20 protein-coding genes and 3 pseudogenes are annotated in these 23,846 nt (G+C 35.0%); 4 read left to right on the top strand and 19 right to left on the bottom strand.

The genetic code is table 11. From position 1 onward, the window contains the following. Window positions 1–3: 3 nt before the first annotated feature. The 4 genes and pseudogenes from QTA56_RS05580 to QTA56_RS05590 form a co-directional block, all read right to left on the bottom strand. A complete protein-coding gene (locus QTA56_RS05580) occupies window positions 4–1,656 on the bottom strand; it encodes an RNA/DNA-binding domain-containing protein (protein ID WP_267979948.1) in 1,653 nt (550 codons plus the stop codon). Window positions 1,657–1,665: 9 nt separating this feature from the next. Next, window positions 1,666–2,412, bottom strand: a pseudogene (locus QTA56_RS18300) (restriction endonuclease subunit S); the annotation flags it as partial. Further along, window positions 2,392–2,871, bottom strand: a pseudogene (locus tag QTA56_RS18305) (restriction endonuclease subunit S); the annotation flags it as partial. The pseudogenes QTA56_RS18305 and QTA56_RS18300, both read right to left, overlap by 21 nt. Beyond that, window positions 2,871–4,439, bottom strand: coding sequence for a type I restriction-modification system subunit M (locus QTA56_RS05590; RefSeq protein ID WP_267979950.1), 1,569 nt, complete (start codon window positions 4,437–4,439; stop codon window positions 2,871–2,873). The gene QTA56_RS05590 and the pseudogene QTA56_RS18305, both read right to left, overlap by 1 nt. Window positions 4,440–4,596: 157 nt before the next feature. Here QTA56_RS05590 and QTA56_RS05595 point away from each other — a divergent pair. Next, window positions 4,597–4,701, top strand: a pseudogene (locus QTA56_RS05595) (DUF805 domain-containing protein); the annotation flags it as partial. Window positions 4,702–4,859: 158 nt separating this feature from the next. On the opposite strand, the gene QTA56_RS05600 reads toward QTA56_RS05595, so the two are convergent. The 13 genes from QTA56_RS05600 to QTA56_RS05660 all read right to left on the bottom strand — a co-directional run bounded on the left by QTA56_RS05600 (window position 4,860) and on the right by QTA56_RS05660 (window position 20,613). After that, the gene (locus tag QTA56_RS05600) at window positions 4,860–5,297 is read right to left on the bottom strand and encodes a hypothetical protein (RefSeq protein WP_267979951.1); all 438 of its coding nucleotides are present in this window, start codon (window positions 5,295–5,297) and stop codon (window positions 4,860–4,862) included. A gap of 21 nt (window positions 5,298–5,318) precedes the next feature. After that, on the bottom strand, window positions 5,319–5,855 hold the full coding sequence (locus QTA56_RS05605; protein WP_267979952.1) for a hypothetical protein: 537 nt from the start codon (window positions 5,853–5,855) through the stop codon (window positions 5,319–5,321). A gap of 102 nt (window positions 5,856–5,957) precedes the next feature. Further along, window positions 5,958–6,614 (bottom strand): HEPN domain-containing protein, encoded by a 657-nt coding sequence (locus tag QTA56_RS05610; RefSeq protein WP_267979953.1) that lies wholly within the window; start codon window positions 6,612–6,614, stop codon window positions 5,958–5,960. A gap of 4 nt (window positions 6,615–6,618) precedes the next feature. Further along, entirely contained in the window at window positions 6,619–7,221 is a 603-nt protein-coding gene (locus tag QTA56_RS05615; RefSeq protein ID WP_267979954.1) for a 4Fe-4S single cluster domain-containing protein, read from the bottom strand. A 15-nt stretch (window positions 7,222–7,236) separates the two neighbouring features. Further along, the gene (locus tag QTA56_RS05620; RefSeq protein ID WP_267979955.1) at window positions 7,237–9,066 is read right to left on the bottom strand and encodes an AAA family ATPase; all 1,830 of its coding nucleotides are present in this window, start codon (window positions 9,064–9,066) and stop codon (window positions 7,237–7,239) included. Window positions 9,067–9,096: 30 nt separating this feature from the next. Next, a complete protein-coding gene (locus QTA56_RS05625; protein ID WP_267979956.1) occupies window positions 9,097–10,212 on the bottom strand; it encodes a GumC domain-containing protein in 1,116 nt (371 codons plus the stop codon). A gap of 50 nt (window positions 10,213–10,262) precedes the next feature. After that, window positions 10,263–12,377: a PIN domain-containing protein gene (locus QTA56_RS05630; protein ID WP_267979957.1), complete on the bottom strand. Its 2,115-nt coding sequence runs from the start codon at window positions 12,375–12,377 to the stop codon at window positions 10,263–10,265. A 50-nt stretch (window positions 12,378–12,427) separates the two neighbouring features. After that, a complete protein-coding gene (locus QTA56_RS05635; protein WP_267979958.1) occupies window positions 12,428–16,258 on the bottom strand; it encodes a DEAD/DEAH box helicase in 3,831 nt (1,276 codons plus the stop codon). A 16-nt stretch (window positions 16,259–16,274) separates the two neighbouring features. Continuing rightward, the gene (locus tag QTA56_RS05640; protein ID WP_267979959.1) at window positions 16,275–17,333 is read right to left on the bottom strand and encodes a radical SAM/SPASM domain-containing protein; all 1,059 of its coding nucleotides are present in this window, start codon (window positions 17,331–17,333) and stop codon (window positions 16,275–16,277) included. A gap of 14 nt (window positions 17,334–17,347) precedes the next feature. After that, on the bottom strand, window positions 17,348–18,235 hold the full coding sequence (locus tag QTA56_RS05645; RefSeq protein ID WP_267979960.1) for a JmjC domain-containing protein: 888 nt from the start codon (window positions 18,233–18,235) through the stop codon (window positions 17,348–17,350). Continuing rightward, window positions 18,229–19,392, bottom strand: coding sequence for a leucine-rich repeat domain-containing protein (locus QTA56_RS05650; RefSeq protein WP_267979961.1), 1,164 nt, complete (start codon window positions 19,390–19,392; stop codon window positions 18,229–18,231). The genes QTA56_RS05645 and QTA56_RS05650 overlap by 7 nt, the downstream gene beginning before the upstream one ends. A gap of 58 nt (window positions 19,393–19,450) precedes the next feature. Then, entirely contained in the window at window positions 19,451–19,606 is a 156-nt protein-coding gene (locus tag QTA56_RS05655) for a hypothetical protein (protein WP_267979962.1), read from the bottom strand. Between the two features lie 116 nt (window positions 19,607–19,722). Beyond that, complete coding sequence (locus QTA56_RS05660) at window positions 19,723–20,613, bottom strand: helix-turn-helix transcriptional regulator (RefSeq protein WP_267980039.1); 891 nt, start codon at window positions 20,611–20,613, stop codon at window positions 19,723–19,725. A 151-nt stretch (window positions 20,614–20,764) separates the two neighbouring features. On the opposite strand from QTA56_RS05660, the gene QTA56_RS05665 reads away from it, so the two are divergent. The 3 genes from QTA56_RS05665 to QTA56_RS05675 all read left to right on the top strand — a co-directional run bounded on the left by QTA56_RS05665 (window position 20,765) and on the right by QTA56_RS05675 (window position 22,536). Next, complete coding sequence (locus QTA56_RS05665) at window positions 20,765–21,034, top strand: helix-turn-helix domain-containing protein (protein WP_267979964.1); 270 nt, start codon at window positions 20,765–20,767, stop codon at window positions 21,032–21,034. Between the two features lie 156 nt (window positions 21,035–21,190). Continuing rightward, window positions 21,191–21,808 (top strand): DeoR family transcriptional regulator, encoded by a 618-nt coding sequence (locus QTA56_RS05670; RefSeq protein WP_267979965.1) that lies wholly within the window; start codon window positions 21,191–21,193, stop codon window positions 21,806–21,808. 35 nt (window positions 21,809–21,843) lie between these two features. Continuing rightward, window positions 21,844–22,536 carry a hypothetical protein gene (locus QTA56_RS05675; protein WP_267979966.1) on the top strand — a complete coding sequence of 231 codons (693 nt, stop codon included), beginning with the start codon at window positions 21,844–21,846 and terminating at the stop codon, window positions 22,534–22,536. A gap of 64 nt (window positions 22,537–22,600) precedes the next feature. Here QTA56_RS05675 and QTA56_RS05680 read toward each other — a convergent pair whose 3' ends face one another. Continuing rightward, on the bottom strand, window positions 22,601–22,822 hold the full coding sequence (locus QTA56_RS05680) for a helix-turn-helix transcriptional regulator (protein ID WP_178883147.1): 222 nt from the start codon (window positions 22,820–22,822) through the stop codon (window positions 22,601–22,603). 85 nt (window positions 22,823–22,907) lie between these two features. Further along, the gene (locus tag QTA56_RS05685; RefSeq protein ID WP_267979967.1) at window positions 22,908–23,819 is read right to left on the bottom strand and encodes a recombination directionality factor; all 912 of its coding nucleotides are present in this window, start codon (window positions 23,817–23,819) and stop codon (window positions 22,908–22,910) included. Window positions 23,820–23,846: the final 27 nt, after the last annotated feature.

Consider the following 23,846-nt stretch of genomic DNA (forward strand, 5'->3'; position numbering starts at 1 on the left):
AAACTAGCTCTTCTTTAAATACCATGTCAAACCTTTAGCTTCGACCAAACCATCTCTACGCATTTTTTGCAGTAAATTACGTACTCTATGTCTACGCTGGTCTTCATCTAATATTTGCGGTAATTTATCGATTAATAACTTTTCAAAATCAGCTCGTTTCGCCTGCTTAAACTTGCGTAAATATTCCAAAATGAGTCCCTGATAATGCTGATCATCCAAACCACGCATTTCTAAATATTCTGCTTGCTGATCTGTTTGTTCAGCCACATTTGCAGAGATACAATAATTTGGCTTTCTGCCTTCAATTAAACCTTTTTTTCTAAGTTCGGCAGCGTCATCATCACTGATTAACTGGTTCTTTTGTACCTGATCCAGCGCAATAATATTGGTGAGGGATAAATCAGGCAACTCAGCAAGTTTACGAGCATAGTCCATACTGAGCACTTTACCTGTAAATTTCACCTGAACCCGATTATTTTCAAAGCTATAATCTGGCATAGGGAAGAACTTTTCTTTTTGCTTTAAGAACATTCTGCGGATACCACTACCAATAGTATCAATCAGATTGAGTTGCATCATGGCATTGACTAAAAATGTATTCCGATATTTTTGCTCAGGTGCATCGTTTAAAATGACATTTTCAATAGAAACAGGTAAAAAGCTGCCATAGTTCTGAAAGGTCAACGTTGAATCTTCTTTTTCCACTACCGTAATCCGCCCACCTAAACGATAGTCTTGGTGTGCAATAGCATTACTCAATGCTTCTCGAATGATATACGGGTCATATTGGTCGACTTCTTCAGGGAACAGTGTACCATCGACAATATAACGATATTTTAGATTTCGAATTTTGTGATACAGCTCATCAACTGCAAGTAAAAATGGTGTATAGAAGTGCTGATAGTCTTTTTCAACACTATCCACACCTTTTAAAATCCATGTAATTTGTGCCACGGCAGGGTTAATAAAGTGCGCTGATTCGGGTAAACCAAGCAATACAATCGCCGTTTTGGTGATTTTCCCTTGAATAGTCACACGGGCTTTATTTAAAAATGTCGCATCATCCCAATTGGGAACATCTTCAGCCAAGCGTGGATTTTTACGGATAAAAAGCTGTCGGGCTGTAGCAATCGCAATCGGGTCTAAATCTTGTAATGTCGCATCGGGACAGATTTCAGCACTCCAATCGGTTTCCATGCTTTGCCATATTTTCTTGGCTTTATCGGGATAGTCTTTAAGTTTTTTGGTATAACTCCCAATACGGATATAGGCTTCATGTAGAAAGCTCACTGGTGAGCCGCTAGTCGCTGGAATCTCAAATACAACAAGATGCTTACCATCAATGTCGAGTTTATGAATTTTAAAGTCAATACGTGGGTTTAAGCGTGTCAGTAACCAAAACTCTAAATCTTCATTGCCTTTGGCTTTTTGTTTTTTGGGATTAAAATGAGTACCAACAATACTGTGATCATGGTCTTTAATTCCAAAAACTAAGTAGCCATAGCGCTTGTTACATAAACATGCGCCGTTGGATAGGGCAGAAATACGCTCTCCAATTTCTTCGGCACTATGGTAGTTTTCTTTAAACTCTAACCATTCTTGCTCACTGGGTTCTTGGAGCAATTGCAATACAAGATTTTGAAAGTAATCGGTCATCTTTTCCCCCTACACAAACATCTGCTGCAACAAGCCTTTTTTCCACTGTTTGGCTTGTTCAATTTGCTGTGCCACTACTTCAATTTTTTGGTCGATGACAGATAAAAAATTAGCGATTTTGGTTTGTTCTTCTAGGCAAGGTAATTTAATGTCTATCTTACTTAAATCACCAAGATAAATACCGGGCTGAGCTGATACAACTTGTCGAACTAATAACTCATTTTGAAAGTCTTTCGCCAAAAACAATTGATATATGAATTCAGGTAAAGCCTTTTTGAAACGCATAAAAGCCACACTACGTTGAAAAGCATAAGACTCATAATAGTCTTTAAATATTGCCACACGCCCAATCGTACCAACTACCGACAAAAGAATGTCGCCGTCTTGCAATTTATAGTTTTTATAAATTGAATCAAATTCTTTTTGATTAATCTTTCTATCTTTGTCATCAATCACAATTTTGCCATTTTGTAAGTTTTTAGCACTTAATAAAAATAGATTGGAACTTGGATCATCTTGATGAGTGCCATGAGTACCATCTTTTATAAAACTTACAGCATCTTTAATTGAAGTTATTTTCCACTCCCCAAACTCACTACCATCATCCGCTTTAAAACGAATCTGCTGACTAAACAACTTCTGCATCATGCCTTGTTTATATTGGCTGAGTAGCTCATGTTTTCGAGTCAGTTGGCTAATCTTTTCATCGACTGCGGAAAGGAAAGAAGCGATTTTGGTTTGTTCTTCTTTTTTAGGATAGCTAATTAAAATTTGAGAAATATTTTTATGCCCTAAATGTGGCTGCCCCCCAGCATTAAAGAATTTCTTAATTTGATTTTGGGCTAACTCAGATGAACAAAAAAGGTACATAAACTGGTCATTAAAATGAGCCAAATCATAGCCAATTTTAAAACTATTATTACTCAATACCCCATATCGTCCTGTATATGCCTCTCCAGTAGTATTACCAGTATTTACCATCATAATTTCGTGTGGATGGATAATTTTCTCAGGGTAAATATTTGGCACATAGCATTTAAACTTATCGGAGAAAAAATCTCTGATATACAAATAGCGAATGTAGCTATCTCTCTCTTCATTTATTTGTTCAGATTGAGGAATTTGCACACCCTGAGTAAATGAGCAAATGTTACCTAATTGAGTGGTTACCCAATTACCAGAAAAGCCATCAAAACGTAACTTAGGTACAGACATTACTTCACCTCCACAAACGGCGAAGCAATCCCAAGCTCGGCGCAAAACTCACTAATCACCGCATCGGTCTTTCGACTTTCCACTTCCAAAGCCTGCAAGGCTTGAGCAATTGCATCAAGGTCAATCTCATTCTCAGCTTCAAAAGTATCGACATAACGTGGAATATTCAGGTTAAAGTCATTGTCCTTCACTTCCTGCAAAGTCGCCACATGCGCATACTTTTCAATATTCTGACGGTTTTCAAATGCCCCAATAATATTGTCCAAATGCTCAGGCAATAACTTGTTTTGATTCTTCTGCTTTTCAAACTCGTTGCTGGCATCAATAAACAAAATATTGTCTTTATGCTCACGGTTTTTCTTCAGCACCAAAATACAAGTTGGAATCGACGTTCCATAGAAAATATTGGCAGGTAAACCAATAATGGTATCAATCACATTGAGCTGTTCAATCAGATACTGACGAATCACGCCCTCACTCGAACCACGGAACAAAACACCGTGCGGAAGCACCACCGCCATCGTGCCATGCTCATCCAGTTGATGCAGCATGTGCTGAACAAATGCCATATCGGCTTTAGAACTTGGCGCAAGTTTGCCATAAGCTGCAAAACGCTCATCTTGTAAAAATAACGGATCGGCAGACCATTTTGCCGAAAATGGCGGATTTGCCACCACGGCATCAAAACGTTTGTTTAAATGCTGCGGACGAATCAAGGTATCTTCTTGCTTAATGTCGAACTTGGCGAAATGCACATCATGCAAAATCATGTTCATACGTGCCAAGTTGTAGGTGGTACGGTTCATCTCCTGACCGTAAATCATATCCACATCTTGTACTTCTCGTTTAACACGCAGCAACAACGAACCTGAACCACAAGTCGGGTCATAAACAGAACGTAAACGAGTTTTCCCTTGCGTCACAATCTTCGCCAGTAAGGTCGATACGGTTTGCGGTGTATAAAACTCCCCTGCTTTTTTACCTGCACCAGACGCAAACTCACCAATCAGATATTCATAAGCATCACCCAATACATCGGATTCAGTATTGGAAATATCAAAATCAATATCGTCTAAATGGCTGAGAACCTTAGCCACCAGCTCGTTACGGTCACTCGCTGTGTTGCCCAGTTTGGTCGAGTTTAGATCGAGGTCTTCAAACAGGTTGGCAAAATCATCGGCAGAGTCTGAACCCAATGTGCTTTGTTCAATGGCTTTTAGTGTTGCAGATAAATCATCAAGAATAAACTGACCTTTACGACCACGTTCTGCAAGCGTGTGGAATAGTTGCTTTGGTGTCAGCGCATAGCCCACTTCATCAATGGCATTCTTTTTGATTTCTTCGATATACGGCGTATGTTCAGCGTTGTTTTCATCAAGTTCTAAAAAGCCAATGTCTTCACCATCAAGCAATTCATTGGCAAAGTTAACCGCTTTTTCAGATAAATATTTAAAGAAAATAAACCCTAGAATATAGTCACGAAATTCATCTGCACCCATTTTTCCACGTAAAGTATTGGCAATATTCCATAGTTGTTTTTGTAGCTGTTGCAGTTGTACTTGAGTCATTGTTATTGAAGTCCGAAGATAAGTATAAAACGTGAATAGTTTACCGAAATTTAATTATTTTTCAGCTACATTTGAAAGATAAAAGACATAGTTTGTCGTGCTTATTCTGGTTTTTCTCTTTGAACATCATATCTGATCAATATCCAACCCAATTGTATTTTATGCCATCACAACGCTAGCATTAACTATTCCTTTTCTAGCCGTTTCTGCTCGTAGACTCCATGACACAAACCGTTCTGGATGGTGGTATCTGATGAGTCTACATTTGTCTTATGGTTTGAGGCATCCTGACACCCAGCGACAAGCAACAGACTTCCGATAAGATAGTATAATCTCATTGGATCACCATTTATTTTTAAAAAATTCAGGTTCTTATTCCGAGAAAATGAAATAAGAACCTAGAGAAAGATAAAACTAGGATTACATTTCAGGACGAAGTTTAATGCCCTGAATTTTACTGGTTATTTTTTTATTGGCAGCACATTCCACTGTGGCAAGTAATTTGTCGTTATTGGAAACTTCAACGCCAGCCGTATATTGTTGAGACATTTTGTCCAGACTGTCATTGACCCGATATATGGTTTTTCCATTCGGAATATTAATCGCATAATTTTCATAGCGACCAAATCCCTCCCATTGATAGGTGGTGACTTTATTGCGAGGAACTGTAATCGCCAACTCTGGTGTGGCATTTGCCTTACCAAATGAATAACTAATCGTATTGCCTGCATCACAGACCTGAATCACCTTGTTATTGGTGGTTGTACAATTGAATACCGTTTTGCTTTGATTTGGGCAAGCTGCGAATAATGAATAGCTACAGGCAGCAACGGCAAGTCCGATGATTAATTTTTTCATTTTAAAAATCCTTTTAACTATTTATTGATAGTGGCAATATTTTTGTTCACCAAATGGTTCATCATCGCCCAAGCTAAGCGCTGATACTTTCTGGCTTTTTAATTGCTTGGTGGTGATATCCCCACCCCAAGTATTAAAAATCAGATTGATTGAACCCTCTGGACCACTTCTCACCACATAGTCTGCAATTGCACCCTCACCCCAGCCCTCATGGTAGCAACCGTACTTGAGTTTTTTCTCAATGCTATTGATTGTTTCTTTATTAAGGAAAATCTTAATGCCATCTGTATATAAATAATCAGTAGACACGTTTCCACTTAATGTTGCATTACTTAAGCCATATTGATCAAAACGAGCTGCAATCTTATTGCCATTTTTTAGCTTCCAGATTACGAAGTCAGAATTTTTTTCTGTGGGTTTGCCCAGTTTGCTTGTAACCGTTTTTAATGAATCACCCACTGTAAGCTTTACCCCATTTGCAGAAATAAAGTCATCTGCAAAAACAGATGTAGTTGTAGCAAGTAAACTTGCCAGTAAAATAGATTTTGATAATTTCATTGAATAAACCCCTTGTTGAATTATCTTTTTGGTAAGGTTTTAGTATTGGGTATGGCGTGGACAGGTTGTGTCCCTGTCCTTATAAAATTTTCTTTTTATCAATTATTTTACCACTGGATAAAATGGTTTTCCCCATGTTTTATCATCTGGATTTTGTAGCATCACTTTAAGCATTTCAGGAATCAGCGTGGATAAGATATTACAAGCATCTTTTAGCTGACTACGATTAACAGTACTGTTAAACGTTGCACCGCCATGCATAATCTGATTGCGTAAAGTATAGAGATGATTAAACACTGCAATTAAAATTTCAGGTGTATCTTTTTGTGTTAAAGCCTCCAGTGCCTTTTTTCTATTTTTCTCAAAACTAGCTATCCAATCTTGTTCAGTAATTAAACCATTGTGATAATCCCAAAAAGGCTGAAAGGTAAATTGGTTATTCAGCAAAATACGGATACTGCCTGAAAATGTATTCCAAACTGTATAATAAATTTTTTGTTCTTTATCTAAGTGACAGATACGATAAATAAATTGTACAAATGCCCCCTTATCAGCACTTCTTAAACCAGCTCCCAAATCTTTGGCATAAGCAGCATTAAAACTAATCCATAGATAAATAAATTGTGAGTCTAAGTCCTGCTCTTGCTGAGCTTGTTCAGCTCGTTGTAACCAGCTTAGTGAGCGATGAATCCGCAAACGAAAATCTTCATTAAAGTTTTCACGGTTTTGTTTAAAGGTCTGTTGGATATCTACAAACATGTTACTATTGCTGCCCCTGTATCTTATGTGTTCGCATTATAAATGGTAATCCATTTCCTAATACTCTACCCTCACTGTCAATACGCCATTCATTTGTTACATTCAAAATTTTTGTTTCAATTTCTTTATCATAAAAATTTGTAAAGTAATGGAATCTTTGATTGGTTGAACCCACCCAGTTCCTTATATTTTCTGTATTTTCAATTTCATATTCACCATCAACTAATAAATCAGTTGCAGCCAATAAACGAGATGCTCCTTTAAACTTCTGGTCTTGTAATTCCTCTAATAAATATCCCGAAAAAACCATCACCGATAAGCCTAAATTTTGGCTGTTTTCTGCAATTTCAGCCAAGCCCTCTGCTTGTAAAAATGGCTCACCACCAAGTAAAGTGATACCTTCAATTTGATGCTCTTGTTGAGCATATTGAATACGCTCGATAATTTGACTAGTTTGACATAATTCTGCTGGCTTAATTTTTAAAAATTGCCCATTGCAGCAACCTTGACAACGTTTTAAACAGCCTTGAACCCAAATTGCAGCACGCAATCCAGGTCCTTCCGCCTCTGTCACATCAATCATTTTTGCAAGATTAATCCATGCCATTTATATTTTCCCAGTTTATATCATTTCAAAATCAAAGGTTTTACCTGCCTGAATCACTTGAATAGATCTATTTCTAAGCTGCTCAGGACGTTGTGAAAATAAGAATTCAGCTAAAGGATCAAACAGTTCTTTAGTTAATACGTTAAGCATACCCCGTCCACCATGCTGCCTATTTACCATTCCAGCCAAGGTTTGTAATGCTTTATCTTCATTTTCAAATACTAATGCTTTAATAAACCACTTTTCTTTTAAACGTTGTTCTAATGGCTGTAATTTTGCTCGAGCAATTTCTTTTAGAATAGTATCATCTTGCATAAAGTTAAATGGAATGATATTTGCTTCACCAATACGCCCTAATAATTCAGGACGTTTGAGTTCATCTTTAAAGTGTCTCTGAACAGCAATTTTAAATTGTTCAGCAACCTGTTTAGGTGTAGAGGGTTCAATCTCACTTGCCCCAATGTTAGAGGTAAATACAATAAATGTATCTGCAAACGAAATTGTTTCACCTTTACCATCAGTTAAGCGACCATCTTCTAAAATTTGTAAGAATTTATCTAAAATCCGAGAATGAGCTTTTTCAATTTCATCAAATAATAATAATGAAAAAGGACGAGCTTTTACTGCATTGGTAAGTTGACCACCTTGCTCAAAACCAACATAGCCAGGGGGAGCACCGACTAAACGCTGATCGGCATGTTCATGGTTAAATTCTGACATATCAAAACGGATACAGGCTTCTTCATCACCAAATAAAAATTGAGCTAAGGACTTTGCCAATTCTGTTTTACCTACACCTGTGGGTCCAACAAAGAATAATGCCCCTTTAGGAGTTTTCGCTTTGGCAGAATGTTGTAACCCTGATAAACCTGTATAAGCCCGAATCAAAATTTTCCTTACTGCCTCAACTGCCTGATCTTGACCTTTTACACGCAATTTAAGTTTTTCTGTTGTGCCTTGTAATTTACTTTGGTCAAGTTGTTCCCAAGGCGACTGACGTTTTCCAAAACGATAAAGTGAAACTAAATTGTTAATGGTTAAATCATTTTTTTGCTGACGTGATAAACGTGCCATATTATAAATATCACGAATGGTAAAATTATCTGTTTGAGTGACAAAATCATTTAACTCTCGTGTTCCATGCTGTAAATTTTCCTGTACTTGAAAAATATGTTTCCAAGCTAAAATAGCATGTTCACGTTCTTTGATATTTGGCAAAGCAATATTTATCTCACCAAATAGCGGATTATTCAAATATAGTGAGGGTGGTAAAGTACCTATACCAGAACATAAAAAGATGAATATACTTTGTGGTTTATCCATTTCATAAGCACTGTCATTGATGTCAGCATCACGCAGACTTTTAGAAATTTGTTGTAACCATGCTCGTTCTGCATCACTTAAACTATTTGCCTGACCAAATAAATAGTTTGACCAATCTAGTATGAATGCAACACGTTGTTTTGATTGTAATAATACTTTTTCAGCGACTGCAAAAAAGTCTTTAGGGGTGAGTTCTGTTTGACCAGTATTTTGTTGTTGGGGATTATCATCAAAACCGCCCATGTCGTATGCTTCACCAGCAGAATTATCCTGTTGGAATCCTGTCGCTTGTAAATCTTGCCATTGTTGAGGGGTTACACCTGAAATCCCCCCCACTCGAGAGTAAAAAACAACTTGCTGAAAACCCTGTTTTTTTAGTGTTTCCGTAATAATTTGATTGATTGGCTGTAATTGTCCAGTCGCCGAAAAAGATAAATCAATAATATTACCTGATACAATTAATGCTCGGCGAATCAGGCTTTGACGTTCAAAATTTTCTAGCCATGCGTTGATATATTCCATGTTCACTTCCTTATAAAAATCAGGTATTAATTAACGTTGTTGGGTCTGATTTGGGGTGATAGGTCGCATATCCTGAAATTCATCATCTGGATTAGACCAAATGACACGCTCATCGGATAAATCCACGCCATAGACCTCTGCTAAGCGAGGTAATACCTTTTCCATATCTTCTTTACAGGTTTGTCCTTTATAATTATCAAACTCATAACGTACTTTTCCATCAAGCTCAATTTTAAATTTTGCCTGATTTCCTGATGGGCGGCGAGCTTGAATAATCACGACATCTTCTTGCTCATTTTTATTTCGTGTTGGATTTAAAACACTAAAACCCGCATCACGCAATGATTGATAGACTGCTCTGACCATTTCTTTACGGATCGTTTCATCTTCTAATGCTTGGTCGGTTTGTTGTGCCAAAGTTTGGAACTGTTCTAGTAATACCTGTGGTTGAGATAAGGCTTTTTGCATCTCTTGGGTAAGCTGTTCTGTCTGTGCAATCGGTAAATCTGCTTGTTGTACATCTTTTACAAGCTGCTCTACCATTTGTTTGGTCGCTTCTTGCTCTGCTTCCTGTTGAACTGACTGACGTTTTTGTACTGCTTTCTGCTCTGCAACCTGTTTAATTTGCTGCATTTCTTTTTGAATCTGTTGCACAGTGTATGAACTAGTTTCCGCAAATATTCGTTGTCGTAAACTAGATAATTCATTTAATGCCATATTACGAGAAAGTTTATCTGTCCAGCTTGACCAAACTTGTTGCCATACTTGTTCAAGCTGTTTATGTTCTTGGCGGCGTTGTTCTTGGGCTTTGTGTTCACGTTCTTGAGCTTCAAAACGTTCATTTTCAACCTCAATATTTCTGACTTGCCGAGCAAGCCTTGGCAAAGCATGAATACGCTGTCCAATTTGCAAGCTCATTTCTCTTGCCCGAAAAGCATCTCGATTGAGCATGGCTTTAAGTTCATTCAATTCAGATTTAATTTGTCGAAAATCCTCACTCACAAATTCTTGTAAACCTTGTATACGTAAATCATTTAAAATATTTTCATAACGTTCTACATACTGTTGCGTTGTTTGTTTTACTCTCTTTTCAGCAATTTCTCTTTCTCTCTGAATACGGTAACGTCTTTCATGGATTGCACTCACGATATAAACTCCTTAGATTGATAATGAATTGATACTTCCTTGATAGATAATTATTGAAGTTGAATATTCAAAGATTTTGCAAGATTACACATATTTTTATCCAAGCTATAAAGCATGACTGAATTGAGCTGATAATATAGAGCCACGGATAAAACCTGTTCATCCTGACTCAAATCTTGTTTTTGCTTACTACCATTGATAAAACTCCATAATTCGACATGACTAGATTCAAAGTGTTCTTTAGGCAGATTTTGAATAATACGAATAGCATGACGAGCTTGTTTTATTTGTTCTGTTTGTTCATCATTATTTCCACCTTTTAGTCCATCTAATTCATGCAAAACAATTTGAGGAATAATAATAAATTGATGTTTAGCAACCTCTGTTAATTTATCACTATGCTGCATTAAATAACTGGTATCAAAAACAGCAACTTTTTGATGATCGGAACGTTTAGGAGCAAAATTCTGCTCAACCAGTTGTTGCCAAAGTTGTAAATTTTTTCGCTGTTCAACCAATTTTTTAGCATCAAGCATTAAATGAGAAATGTGTTTATTGACATCATCATAGACTTCTAGCCATTCCTTAACCACTTGCATTGCTTTAATGCTGACTTTCTCAATATTAACTTTTTGCTGGGAAATTGCTTGTTTTAACTGGTCTGGATTAATTCGACTTTTTAATTCCTGATTAATTTGACTTAAAGGCTTTAATATTTCATCGAAAATTGTATTAGAAAAACGATTATCTAAAATAGTAGTTTCAATAAGCTGAACCATTAATGTAGAACTTAATCTATCTTCTGCTAATTTGACGTGTGGAAATAACTTACGGAAATAAGTTAAATCTTCTATATTTTCCAATGGTTTTATTTTTTCAATCCAATTTGTATCTTGTATGGTTTGATTACAAGTCTTTTGCATTAATTCATTAAAATCTAATGCTTTCTTAACTGAAAGTATTGGTAATGTATTTATTACTTGCTGCTCTGTCAAAAAGCAACGAGAAAATGCTAAAACATCGGTATCCTGTTTAGCCAAATCCAGTAGCTTTTCTTGTAATTTTTGCCAAATATCTGCATCTTTAATTCTAAGTTGTAGAGCAACTTTTCTTGCTTGCTTGGCATAATAAATATTGGTATTACCTTGAAATACCACAGAGCTTTGATTCTCTTTATCAAGATATAAAGCATGAAAGCCTGTGTAGGGTCTAAACAATGATGAGGGTACAGTTAAAACTTTGCCTTGCAGCTTTGCAATGTGTGCCTGACTAGATAAAATAATCTCTAAGCCCTGAGCAACTGTATGAGGACTTTTCTCATCATAAACACTGACTTTTGCTAATGGTGTAGCCAGTATTGTATCAGGCATGGCTACATCTAATACCTGTTGCCAATCCATCTTGGGTAAATCATTTTCTACCCGTTCAAATGCAGGTGAAATTAGATGTTCCCAAACAATTTCAGATTGGGCTTGTTTTAACCATTGTTCTAATGCCAATGCTTCTGAAGTCGTGCCTTTACTTTGAGGAATAATATTACCATTGTGGTCGAGTGATAAACCCACTTTTAATGATTGCCATAAAGTTTTATCTACTGAACAATTTATATCACTAATATTTGTATTTGGTTTTTTCCAACGTAGAATTTTTTCGTCAGCTTGGTCAATGTATGCCTGACTTAACTGTTTTATTTGCCTTTCATTTACTGGAAATATATCTTCCGAAAAGATATATTTTTTTGTTTGAGCATCAGCAAGCCAACTGTTCTTTTTTTCTACGAATTGTTCTAGTAATGAATGATAATAAAAAAATACATCAACATCTTTTTTTACACCAGACATTTTATTTTTGCGATATAAATCTTGACCTAAATTTGTTAATCGTAAATCCCTAATATGACTCGATAAACCTTGTGAATTTCGTTCAAGCATATCATTATTAACCAAGTTATCTAATGCCTGTTGAAGAAAAGCCTGCTCTATCTTAAAAACTTCACAGATTTGCAATAAATTATTTTGACCAAGTTTACTTTGATGCTCTACACACAAGTTTAATATCAGTTTTTCAAATACAGTTGGTTTACGGACTGTTTGATAACTAACAACAGACTCTACCTGATAAATTGGTAAAAAGACATCACATTGACTTAATTCAATATTACGCATATTATTTCCTAATTGATTTAACTGTGCCACTTCTTATTTACCATTAAAAATTAACGGTTTTCACAAGCCTGTACAAATTCTTTTGCTGAACAGATTTGTGCCATACGGTCTAGACGATTAAAAATATCTTGATAGATTTTCTTTTTCTCACTACCTTGAGAATCCATTTTGGGCAAAATAATATCTCGCATTTCGAGCATATTTCTAGCTCCAAACACCATCAATAAATTTTGTGCTCGAGACATGGCAACATTAATAAACTCAAATCGTGCTACATTGGCATTCGATGATCGTCTATGCTCTTTAGATTTACCATCATTACGCACCAAACTAATTAAAATGATTGGCTTTTCTTTACCTTGATAGCGAATAACAGTATTAATTTCTACATCTATAGCATCAAAACGAATTTGACCTTGATTTACTTTTCTAATAGCTTCTCGTATCGTTCTGCATTGAGCTTGATAGAAAGAGACGACCCCAACTTTGTATTTATTTTTTGAGTTAAAGCCTTTTCGTTGCATCTGTTCATTTATACGCACTAAAGTTTGAGCAATTAATCTTGCTTCAGTTGGGTTGGTACTTCTATCCACATCCAAACAGGCTACGCCTTTTTCATCATTAGAAGTATCCACCCATAGCAAATGTTTATCTTCTGTTACTAAATCATTATATTTACTTTTTAGGATAATATGATGATTTCTGTCAATATCAGGATTACCACAGTCAAGCTGCCCCTCATAAAAATAATTAATCATTTTCATAATGTCTGGGTGCATACGAAATTGTACAGTTAATCGTTCACGTAATATATCAGGTGCTTTTTCAAATAATTCTTTAAATAATGATGCTGTCACCATTTTTTCATAGCGTTTAAAATTTTCTTTGGTTAATAAAGTATCTTGTGATTGAGAATCTTCTTCTTCATTCACCATATCTTCAAATGTTGCCGAAGCATCCTGACTTTCCTGAAATAATGGGGGTAACTGACGATGGTCTCCCACTAAAATTGCTTTTCTAGCACGCATTAATGGTAAAAGTAATTCCAAAGGTGTTGCCTTAGATACCTCATCAATAATAACCACATCAAAACCATCTAATCCAGCATTCGTCAAGGTACGTTCATTTTCATTACAGGAAATTGCCACTAAATTACAGTTTTCTGTATAAGTTGATTGCAATATTTCCCAATCTTCACCCTCCTGTTTTGATTGCTGTAAAATTTGATGCCATTGCTCAAATAAAGGTTGCCAATTTTTATTTTTATCATAGGTAGCAGTATATTCATTTTCGAGATTTTTAGTTTGCTCCCGAATAGCCGCAACACACACTTGAAAATCTTGAGTAAAATTGTGGATTTTTAAATGTGCAGAATGCTTCTGCTCTATCTGTTTTTGTGTATTCTGTTGTTGCTTATAATGATCACGCAAGGTTTCAACGTCATGTTCTAATTGTTTAACCAAACTATCTTCTGGCTGATTCAATGGCAATTTTTGAATCTCATACTGTAACTCTTGAATAGCATGATTGATTTGAATCACTAAATCGTGATTAATTTGGGTAAATAATGCTAATCGTTGCGATAACACTTGAGTCGTATTTTGTGCATTTTGAACATTATTAAACTGCTCTGCATCTTCAAATAACTGCTGATAACATAGATGCGTTAAACCATCTGAACTTTGCTTGAGTTGGTTTAATTCACGACGTTTACTACGCCATAAATCCGATACACTATCATCACCAGCATCTAATTGATTTAATAGAATTTCAATTTCATCTTCCAAAGACTTAATTTTGAGTGTCGTTTCAATACTGGTTAAACTACCAGAACCTAAAGATTCCAAACGCTGAACATCTGATTGGATATGCTCAATATTGAATTGAACCTTTTTCCATACATCAAATAATGCTGTTAAAATAAGCATTTGTGATTGTGGATTCACTTTAAAATCAGATAAAGCAAATGGTATTTTTACTTGAGCATCTTTTAATAAAAATAAAGTTTTTGCAATAGTCGCCAAATTTTGGGGGAAATCTATATCTGCTGGTGCATGAGATTTCTGTTGTAGAAAATCACATAACTGCACCATTTTTTGTTTATATTGTTGCTGTTGCTGATATTTTTGAATATGTAAATCAAAATCCTGCTGTGCTTGTTGTAACGCCTGTTTTTTCTCGGTGCCTTGTTGAGCAATTTCTTGCAACCTCTGCTGGGATTTCTGTATATCAACAGTCAAAAACTCAGCTTGTTTTAACCATTCCTGCAAATTTTTAATCTTCGCCTGTCTATCTCTTAAAGGTTTTATAAACCCGTTATCGACATATTGAGCTAAAGCATCATAATGACGAGCTAAAGCCTGTTCTCCCGCAAATTGCTGTCCATCCTCTGTAATTTTACTTCTTCCCCTAGCCTCATTCGCAAGACGAATTGCACGCAATTCAGGTCTATTTTTAATACGAGAAAGTGCATTATCAATCGCATCATGGGCTTGACTTGCAAGTAAAACTGTTTGTCCATCTTTTGCAAACTGTAAAATTGCTTCTGCAATTACAGTGGTTTTACCCGTCCCAGGTGGCCCTTGAATCAAACATAAATCAGGAGCAGCCAGCATTTTCTTTACTGCACTTTTTTGAGCCTCATTTAAGTCTGTATTAAACCACTCTTTAATATTAGGTAAAGCTGTTGGTTTTTGTGCTTGAGTAATATCAAATAAATAACTTGATAAATACGGTGAATAGCAATTTTCATTCTGACGCAGATTATTGATAACTCTTTCTTGGCGATTAATTAAGGCCCAATCACCAACTAATGAGAAAGAAATAAAACCTTGTTGAGGAATCCTTTTAATAAAGTTATCTATAATATCTTGATTATTAAATAACGTCTCTTCATCCTGAGAATTAAGATCAACTTTTTCTAATTTATTTTTCCAGTCCTCACTTACTTCAATATTTAATAAAGCAAATACAGGTTTATCAAAAGGTACATCTTTGATCATTTTTTGCATTTCTTTAGATTTTAATTGTTGAATTGAAATCTCTTCTAAGGCTTTCTTACTACGAGGAATTTGACCTAACTCTATTTCAGATTTTGGTGTTCTTTTATTCTCTCTATCATTCTCTGGTAAATTAAACGTCCAATCTTCACTTGAAATATTAAGATCAAAAAGTTCTAAATTTTGGCGTGAAAAAGCTTTACGCACTTGTTGCAAATATTCTTTATTTTCAGCAACCACTAATAATTGAACTTGATAAGTCTCAGAAATATATTGAGCATTGATATAACGTAGCCCAACAGTTTTTTGACGAATCAAATTACGTTTAAACTGTAAAAATGAATACCAATCTTGCAAACGCTTATTAGTTTCTACAGAAATTTTAGGTAAATCATTGGCAAGCTGACGAGTTAAAGCATTTTGAATACCATTTGGTGGATATTCAACACCTCCAACACCAAGCTGTTGATAAGCACATTCTATTTCATGTTCATATTTTGTGGCATCACTATTATGAGTAATCATAATCTTTTCTGGCATAAACCAAGGAGTAGGAGCTGTTGTCTTCCAATAACCAATCACAGCCAATGAACAATATTCTGGCAAGTATTCACTTTGGTTAAAAATATGGTGATATTGAAATCGAATAGATAATGATATTCTTTTTTCGGAGTCATCCTGTAAGGATAAATTTGCGAGATAACAATCTCGTTCTACAGACTGTGGGAAAAATAACTGAAAAAAATGGGAAATACGATCATCTGCATTATCAAATAATGGCTTTAATTCAGGTCTAGTTCTCAAAATATGATTTAAATTTCTTTCTAACCTTTCTTGCATGTTTGGTTGATCTGATAGTTTCCAAAATAGTGTTGCTGACATCAATAATATCCTTAATTTAAACTTGTACAAAGTCAATTAACTTTGTTGTGACTATCCGTTCTTTCAATGTACTATATACTTTAGGGCATTTCATATCTGCTACATTCAATGACCCTGTACTATAAAAACCTGCCCCTAAACAACCACCATTACAGATTTTTTTATAACGACAACTATTACATACAGGGTCGTCTATTTCATGCTCTACAATCTTTCTATGTTGAGCCGAAGACAAAATACTTTTTATATCCATATCTTTTAAGTTACCTGATGGATGTTTTTCATAGCATGTACAAGCTAAGACATCTAAATTTGGATAAATATATATTTTGGATGTACCACTACCACAATTTTTAACAACTCGTGATTGCATGATGTTAATTTGTTCATCACTAACATGATATAAAATATCAAAATCATACATCTTGTGAATATTTACAAGATTTTTATCATCATGTTGCTTTACATAATCGACAATTTCATTCCATTTTTCATTTGTTAAATAATCAAAATTTTCTGCACTTGCTTCACCCGAATAAGATACTCTTTTAACATCCCATTTTGAAATATATGGATTTAATTCCGTATATAAAATATTAAATTTTTTTATAAAGTCAGAACTTGCAACAGTCGTAGAGATAATTAATGTTGCATTTGGGTATTCACTACATAACCTAATATTATTTAAGGTTTTTTGATAGCTGCCTTTACCACGGATTGCATCATGTACTTCTTCTGCTCCATCTATGGAAAACTGTATTCTGACTTTATGTTTTTTCACAATATCTAAAAACTTTTGTGTAGCCCAGTATTTATTTGTACCATTGCTATTAATCGTAACAGTATTAAAATTTTCACATGCTTTCTCTAAGAAATAATTAAAATTTTTATGTACTGTTGGTTCTCCACCAGAAATAATAAAATTAGATACTTTTCCATAAGATTTAAAGCGTTCAATGATAAGATCAAAGTCACTTATAGATAAATTTCCATCAACATTATAGTTGTAATCCCTGATACAAAAACTGCAAGATAAATTGCATTTTTTTGTAATGATTAGATAAACCTGCTGCATTTTCTTTCCTTGAATTAAGTTAATTCAATTTCCGTATATTGATTTCTGTACTGAATCAAAAATTTAGAAAAATCTTCTTTATCAAAATTTATCTTTCCATTATTAAGCTGTTCAACAAATTCAGAAAATACACTCTCAAAATCACTTGGTTTCATGTTATAAATGTTTTCTTCACCAATAGAACCCAAGTAACTTTTTATAAAAAAAACAATTAGGTCTATTTTTTTAGGTGGTTGTAATCCGAATGCAAGATGTAAAGAACTATGCTCATGGTCTGTTTCTGTATAATGCCAGATTCCTTTGGGTATAAATAAAAATTCCCCCTCCTCCAAATCTACAGAATAAACCTCTACAAAATCCGAATTGAGAATTGGTTTTTGTGATAAATCAACTCTATTAGCAGTATTACCTATTATATTTTTTACAAAATTCCATTTCTTTTTACCATGAACCTGTAAAGCAAGCACATCATGTTGATCGAAATGTAGATTAATTCCAACATTATTTTTAAATGTATAGTAAAGATTTGATGTCACTTGTGTAGTAAATGAATCTGCCAAAAATTTTGTTAATTCTCTTACATTTTTATCAAAAATATCAACTGAATCTATCATGAGAGTATCACCTTTAGCTAAACGATAGATAATCCCTTTTTTGGATAATCTTGTTTCCAAATGATTTAAATGTTTATTATCTGATTTCTCAATCAAATCAAGTTTAGATGTTGTATTTTTATAATTATTTAAGCGAACATAAGGATAAATTAAATGTTGATAATTCAAGTTTTGATTTAATCTTTCTAAAGAAAAAATTTCTTGATAATCTAAATTTGGTGTAAATTTACCAACTTGACGTAAATTGATAAGTTCAGCGAGAGAGTCTAAATCCTGATGGTTTAACATATTATTTCTACTCCTTTATCTTTTAATCTTTGAAAAATAGAATCATCCAAGTCTATATGTGAGCAATACTTTACATCCAACACTTTCAAACTTTTCATATCCAATATTTCACTTGGAATATCATGAATTTCTGTCAAAGCAAGGTTAATATATTCTAGGCTTTTCAACTTTAATATTTCTCTTGGAAATACATTGATTGGATTCATTCCTAAATTTAGATATTTTAAATTTTTCATATTAGATAACCATGAAAACTCTGAAATTTTATTATTAAATAAAGCCAAACTTTCCAAATCCCTATAGGTTGAACTCTGCTCAACCACCAGACTATGGATTTTATTTTTTGAAAAATTTACACGCTTCAATCGTTTAGGAAATTTACAAAAATCTAAAGTTGAGATTAGATTTGCAGAAAAATTAATAACATCTAGTTCTTTAAATCCTTGTAAATTTGGAGTATCAAAAAGCTGACAAGATTTGAAATACATCTTTTGTAGATTGGAAAAAATATGATCAAATTTAAAGTGTTCTAAATTTGTTCTATTACAAGTAAAATTTATACGAGAACTTAAACTTAGCAATGATTCTAACATTACAGCTTTTTCATCAAATTCCCATTCATCTAATAAATTAGTAAAGCCATTATAGGATGATGTCAAATCCAAGTTTTCTTTATCATTTAATAAAACCGAGCATTTAGCTTTACTTTCCAATTTCATAATAATTTTTTGAAAATCTATTTGAGATTGTTCTAAAACGTGATATTCGGCAATATATTGCTTAATTAAATCCAAATCCAAACTATATCTTGATATTTTTAAAGGATAAAAATTTATGTCATTACAACTCAAACCTAAGATAAATTTAATTTGTTTTACAAATACTGAATCTAAATTAATAAATTCATCATAAACACCAAATGAAAAAATAATAATATTCTTTTCTTTAAAAATACTCTTGTAATTTTCTAAAAAAGATAGCCAACTACTATTTAACTCCTCTTCACCAAACACCGGAATAAGCAATATAAAGAGGTCTGATATATTTATTGAAATATCAAATATTTCATCAATTTTGATATAATCGACATTAAAATATTGAGCTAAACCCTGACTAACAGAATAAGCTGTCCGTGATGTGTCACAATAGAAGATCATTACAATTCCTGCAAATAGGCAAGTCAGCATTAATACTGACTTACCTAGTAAAGCCTACTTAGTCAGCCTCAAACCATTGACCAAACATTGCATTTAACGTCCCTTCCAATTTCTCACGCTCAGAAGAATCTATTTGAGAAATACTTGGACATGCCAACATTGAAGTTACTTTTTGCACTTCTTCAATGCTTATTTTTTCATCTTTTATTTCCATAACAACCTCTTAATTTAAAGTTTAAAAATATATTAGATATTAAGACAATTTTTGTCACAATTTATATAGCTATAAACACCTCCTATAAAAAATTAAATTTTTTAATAACCTATACTTCAAACATCCAAATATTCCTTTAACTCATGTTCCATCTCATCCTGCAACCCCTCTGGATTCACAATTTTAAGATGAGGAATCCAATAACGAACCAAAGGCAAAATCTGGGTAATATGAGTAATCCGACTAGACAGTAATAAGCCACCGTCATCTAGCTTTTTAATCACCTGTTGTTCAGGCAAAAGTTGCCTTTGCTGAAAGTGCAAAGCGACATCAGCATGAACAGTTAAAATTACTTCCTGCTTCTCCTGACCAAACCAGATACTTTCTTCATCTTCCAATTGAGTCAAAATTGCTACATCAGGTTTAAAGCCTAAAAGCTCATGTGGATGTGGCGATAATTCAATCCGACTTAAACGATAGGCTCGCAACACACCTTTACGCACTGCTGCCAAATACCAACAGCCATGATGATGAACTAATTTATAAGGTTCAACGACACGAGGTTCACCTTTATAAAGGAAACCTATTTGTTGATGTTTACGAATGGCTTCACCAAATACTTCAAATAAGGTTTTAAACTGTGCAGCATCTTCAACGAAATAACCTTTGGCATCATAAACACGACTATCCAAAAGCTCCCGAATAAAGGAAACATCAAGATTTGGATATAAATGACGAATCCCAGATATACGAGCAAAAGACTGAATATCTTTTAGTTTTAACTTACCTAAGTACGTCGAGTCTAAATAAAAATATTTGCCCTCTCTTTGAATAGGCAAATTACAGCTTTCCAACCGTACTAAATCACGTCGAATGGTTTTTGGGTGGGCATCATAGCTTTCTGCAAGCATATTGATGGTTAGTTTTTCCCCTGAATTTAGCCTTGTAAGAATATCAATCAAACGATTAGCTAAAGTTTCATTTTTATTTTGCGAATCCTGCTGCATGGCAACCCACGACTTTCCTTTACTATATTGCACTTATTATTTATTACGCTAGGGACAGGTTATGTCCCTTTTTAACCCATTTGGTTGAAATTCACACAAAAATAATTACTCCTATTTTGGGAGTAAAAGCAATATATCATAAATAGATACGATGACAAGAAGTATCAATACTGATGAAATGCTCGCCTTACAGGGCTGGCTTAAAAATCAGCGTAAGTCACAAAATCTTACTATGCAAAGTCTTGCCGATCGCATGGCACGACCAAACTCGTTTATTGCAAAAGTAGAGCAAGGCGAACGTCGTTTAGATGTAGCCGAATACATTTGGTACTGTATTGCTCTAAACATTGACCCTCGAATAGGAATAGAAGTGGTACTTGACCATGTAAACTATCCTAGCCAAAAGCAAGACATTTCTTAACATCTCAGGCGTTTTTAATAAAAGCCAAAACGTTCGATAAAGTATAATAGAAATAAATAAATCGAGTACGTCAAACTATGACCTACTCATAACTTTATTCTCTTAATTTTGCATAAGAAAATGATTACACTCGGCAAAAAGCTGTTTGAGTCCCTTATGAGTCAGTCATCATCAAAAATTATCATCCGACAATGGAAAATCATTCAATTTCTACTCAATCATGGTTATGTGACCACCACAGAGATTGAAGAACACTTATATGAGCAGGGACTTGAAACTGCTCAGCGTACCATTCAGCGTGACCTTAACCTGTTGGAAAAAATATTCCCCTTAGCTTTAGAGTGTCGCCGTGACTGTATGCCGCATAACTGGCGTTGGAAAAAAGTAGAAACCACAATAAAAGGTCTCAGCCTTTCCCAAGCGGTGATTCTACATCTAGTCAATAAAGAGCTTCGGGATGTGTTACCTGAACATATTCTGATTGAACTCAATCCTTTATTTGAAAAAGCAAAACTCATCACTGCCAATAAAGCCATGCAGAACCCAGAAAAAAGTATTCTGGATATTTTCAATTCAGATGATCATTTGGGTGCAATGCGTCCTTCAATTGTCGGGCAACTGATTAATCATATTGGTGACAGCGTCAATGACGTGTATCGGGATGTTTTAAACCTTGATGAAAAAGAAGCCAAACCTGTATTGGAACAACTCGCAGTCATTTTAGAAAGTCATGAAATGCACGAACTGGCTCAGGCAATCAAAGAGCAAAAATAATCTTTGTTAGCCCTAATTAAAATTGGATCAACACCATGCAAAATAATGAAGTAGACTTAAATGAAAACCTTGTCATTTATACCCATACCAAGATTAATCTTGATTTTTTTAATCCTGCAATGGAACATCTTCGCCCTTTAAACATGGTGCAAGAACCCCTATCTGCCTTAGCCCACTCTCAGACTGATAAAGTTGCCGTTATCGTTGTAAACGAATTGGCAGAATTAACCGAAATTCCTATTAGCTGTGAACATAGCATCGTGATTACAGCCAAAAATAACCTAACTCCTTTACCTGAATATTTATCTAATGCCCTTATTTATCAGCAAACATCCAATGAAAACCATCAGCAGGCATTGGAAAAGGTTTTTAATGCATTAATTAAAACCTATTTCTCAACAGAATTATTTCTCGAACCAGCAGATCTTTACCAGTCGGATGCTTTTGAAAAAGGACAACGCTATATCAATATTCATTCGTTACAAGAACAACAGTTAATGAATGAAAATGTGAAACCGTTATTTAGCCCGATTGGGAGAGACGGTACGGTGATACTCAATTTCAATCTGCACCAATCTTCATTCTCACTTGATAAGATTCAGGATTTAACTGAGATCATTATTGAACACTTAGGGGAAAAGTTTGATGGGGAAATTTTTTATAGCTGTAATGCCACATCCAAGCCAGAGCAATCAGATTTGATTTATCTGAGTTATTTGTCAGCTTAAATACTCTATTAACTTCCTCAACCCAATCTATTTAAGACAAAAAAATAAGGGGATCATTTTCCCCTTACCCTTCTCGCTGAGCGATTTTTAACTCCAGCCAATCGTTGATTTCCTGTGACAACCAACCAATCCGATTTTTTGTCAAATGGAGAGGTTTCGGAAAACTTGGGTCGTAGTAATCAGATTTGGGATTAATGAGAGCATAGATGGTTGAACGACTTAAAGCCGTAATTCCAATCACAGCAGTGATATTAAGAACCTGATATTGATATTCAATAGTTGACATGATGTTATTGCTCCCAGTTTGTGATTGAGAGGCGTTTCTCTCAATACAAACCTGAGTTCTGTATTTTTCTGCCAATCGTCCTGACCTAATTTACAGCCCTTACACTTTGCCGAAGTCCCTGTTTTATACCTGTGGCATCATCCATCGCCTGATGAACAGACGCTGAATCAGGCTGTACCTCAACAGCATTTTGCTGGTCACTATAAAACTCCTCCACAATATCCAGCCCCTCATCACCGCCCACCTCAAAGCTGGCATTGCCATAGCCCTGCCGTGCCACGAAATCCAAAGCCTCTTGATAAAAGCCTGCTGCCTTGCTTTGTTCATCTATCTGTTTGGCTGAGCTAATCGCATCCTGTAAATTGACACCATCACGTAAGGTCAAGTCCACATAGTAGATCGGAGTACGATAGCTTTGGGTGGTGCTTTTACCTCGTAAGGTCAGTTGCAAGGGTAGACATGACAATAAGTTACCTGATGCTGCATGGTAATAGCTGAGTCGTGCTGCCAGTGTCCGAATACTGTTAAAACCCGTGGTTCTAAAAATGAATGTGCCAAACTCATCCGACTCATCCAGATTGACATACAGCCTGCCATAAGGTTTACACAGCCCACCCTGTGCCAGTGGGCATAAATCAGGTGATGGACATGGATGTTGCTCAATGCCATTCTGTCCGAGTCGCTGACAGGTTTCCCCATTGCCTGAGCAAATTAAACGTCCAGTCTGTCGATCAAATAAACTGTACTCTGCCCGAAGATTGAGTTCAGGCTCATTAAAGATCATCCGTACAGGAATTGTACGGAGTTTTCCATTTTGTGCCTTTTCCCGAAGCTGCTCATCCAGTGGATGTTTAACCCAGCCATCCTTAGTTTGAATCTGACTGGTAATGGTAAATTGGTCATCCTTTTCAGGTAGTCGCTTGCCATTCTTTTCGACAATCTTGCCAATACTGATGCGCCCCAACACAGGTGGGGTAATTGCTAAACCTTTAATCATAGTGATTATCCTTTATTGCATTTATTT

The organism is Acinetobacter thutiue (assembly GCF_030385805.1).
GTDB classification, from domain to species: Bacteria; Pseudomonadota; Gammaproteobacteria; order Pseudomonadales; family Moraxellaceae; genus Acinetobacter; species Acinetobacter corruptisaponis.

Excerpts from the sequence above, each read along its gene's own strand:
- QTA56_RS05610 (WP_267979953.1), bottom strand. The coding sequence starts at position 6,614 with ATGTTTGTAGATATCCAACAGACCTTTAAACAAAACCGTGAAAACTTT.
- QTA56_RS05580 (WP_267979948.1), bottom strand. The coding sequence starts at position 1,656 with ATGACCGATTACTTTCAAAATCTTGTATTGCAATTGCTCCAAGAACCC.
- QTA56_RS05590 (WP_267979950.1), bottom strand. The coding sequence starts at position 4,439 with ATGACTCAAGTACAACTGCAACAGCTACAAAAACAACTATGGAATATT.
- QTA56_RS05685 (WP_267979967.1), bottom strand. The coding sequence starts at position 23,819 with ATGATTAAAGGTTTAGCAATTACCCCACCTGTGTTGGGGCGCATCAGT.
- QTA56_RS05660 (WP_267980039.1), bottom strand. The coding sequence starts at position 20,613 with ATGCAGCAGGATTCGCAAAATAAAAATGAAACTTTAGCTAATCGTTTG.
- QTA56_RS05665 (WP_267979964.1), top strand. The coding sequence starts at position 20,765 with ATGACAAGAAGTATCAATACTGATGAAATGCTCGCCTTACAGGGCTGG.
- QTA56_RS05605 (WP_267979952.1), bottom strand. The coding sequence starts at position 5,855 with ATGAAATTATCAAAATCTATTTTACTGGCAAGTTTACTTGCTACAACT.
- QTA56_RS05620 (WP_267979955.1), bottom strand. The coding sequence starts at position 9,066 with ATGGAATATATCAACGCATGGCTAGAAAATTTTGAACGTCAAAGCCTG.
- QTA56_RS05645 (WP_267979960.1), bottom strand. The coding sequence starts at position 18,235 with ATGTTAAACCATCAGGATTTAGACTCTCTCGCTGAACTTATCAATTTA.
- QTA56_RS05680 (WP_178883147.1), bottom strand. The coding sequence starts at position 22,822 with ATGTCAACTATTGAATATCAATATCAGGTTCTTAATATCACTGCTGTG.
- QTA56_RS05630 (WP_267979957.1), bottom strand. The coding sequence starts at position 12,377 with ATGCGTAATATTGAATTAAGTCAATGTGATGTCTTTTTACCAATTTAT.
- QTA56_RS05650 (WP_267979961.1), bottom strand. The coding sequence starts at position 19,392 with ATGATCTTCTATTGTGACACATCACGGACAGCTTATTCTGTTAGTCAG.
- QTA56_RS05670 (WP_267979965.1), top strand. The coding sequence starts at position 21,191 with ATGAGTCAGTCATCATCAAAAATTATCATCCGACAATGGAAAATCATT.
- QTA56_RS05600 (WP_267979951.1), bottom strand. The coding sequence starts at position 5,297 with ATGAAAAAATTAATCATCGGACTTGCCGTTGCTGCCTGTAGCTATTCA.
- QTA56_RS05640 (WP_267979959.1), bottom strand. The coding sequence starts at position 17,333 with ATGCAGCAGGTTTATCTAATCATTACAAAAAAATGCAATTTATCTTGC.
- QTA56_RS05675 (WP_267979966.1), top strand. The coding sequence starts at position 21,844 with ATGCAAAATAATGAAGTAGACTTAAATGAAAACCTTGTCATTTATACC.
- QTA56_RS05655 (WP_267979962.1), bottom strand. The coding sequence starts at position 19,606 with ATGGAAATAAAAGATGAAAAAATAAGCATTGAAGAAGTGCAAAAAGTA.
- QTA56_RS05615 (WP_267979954.1), bottom strand. The coding sequence starts at position 7,221 with ATGGCATGGATTAATCTTGCAAAAATGATTGATGTGACAGAGGCGGAA.
- QTA56_RS05635 (WP_267979958.1), bottom strand. The coding sequence starts at position 16,258 with ATGTCAGCAACACTATTTTGGAAACTATCAGATCAACCAAACATGCAA.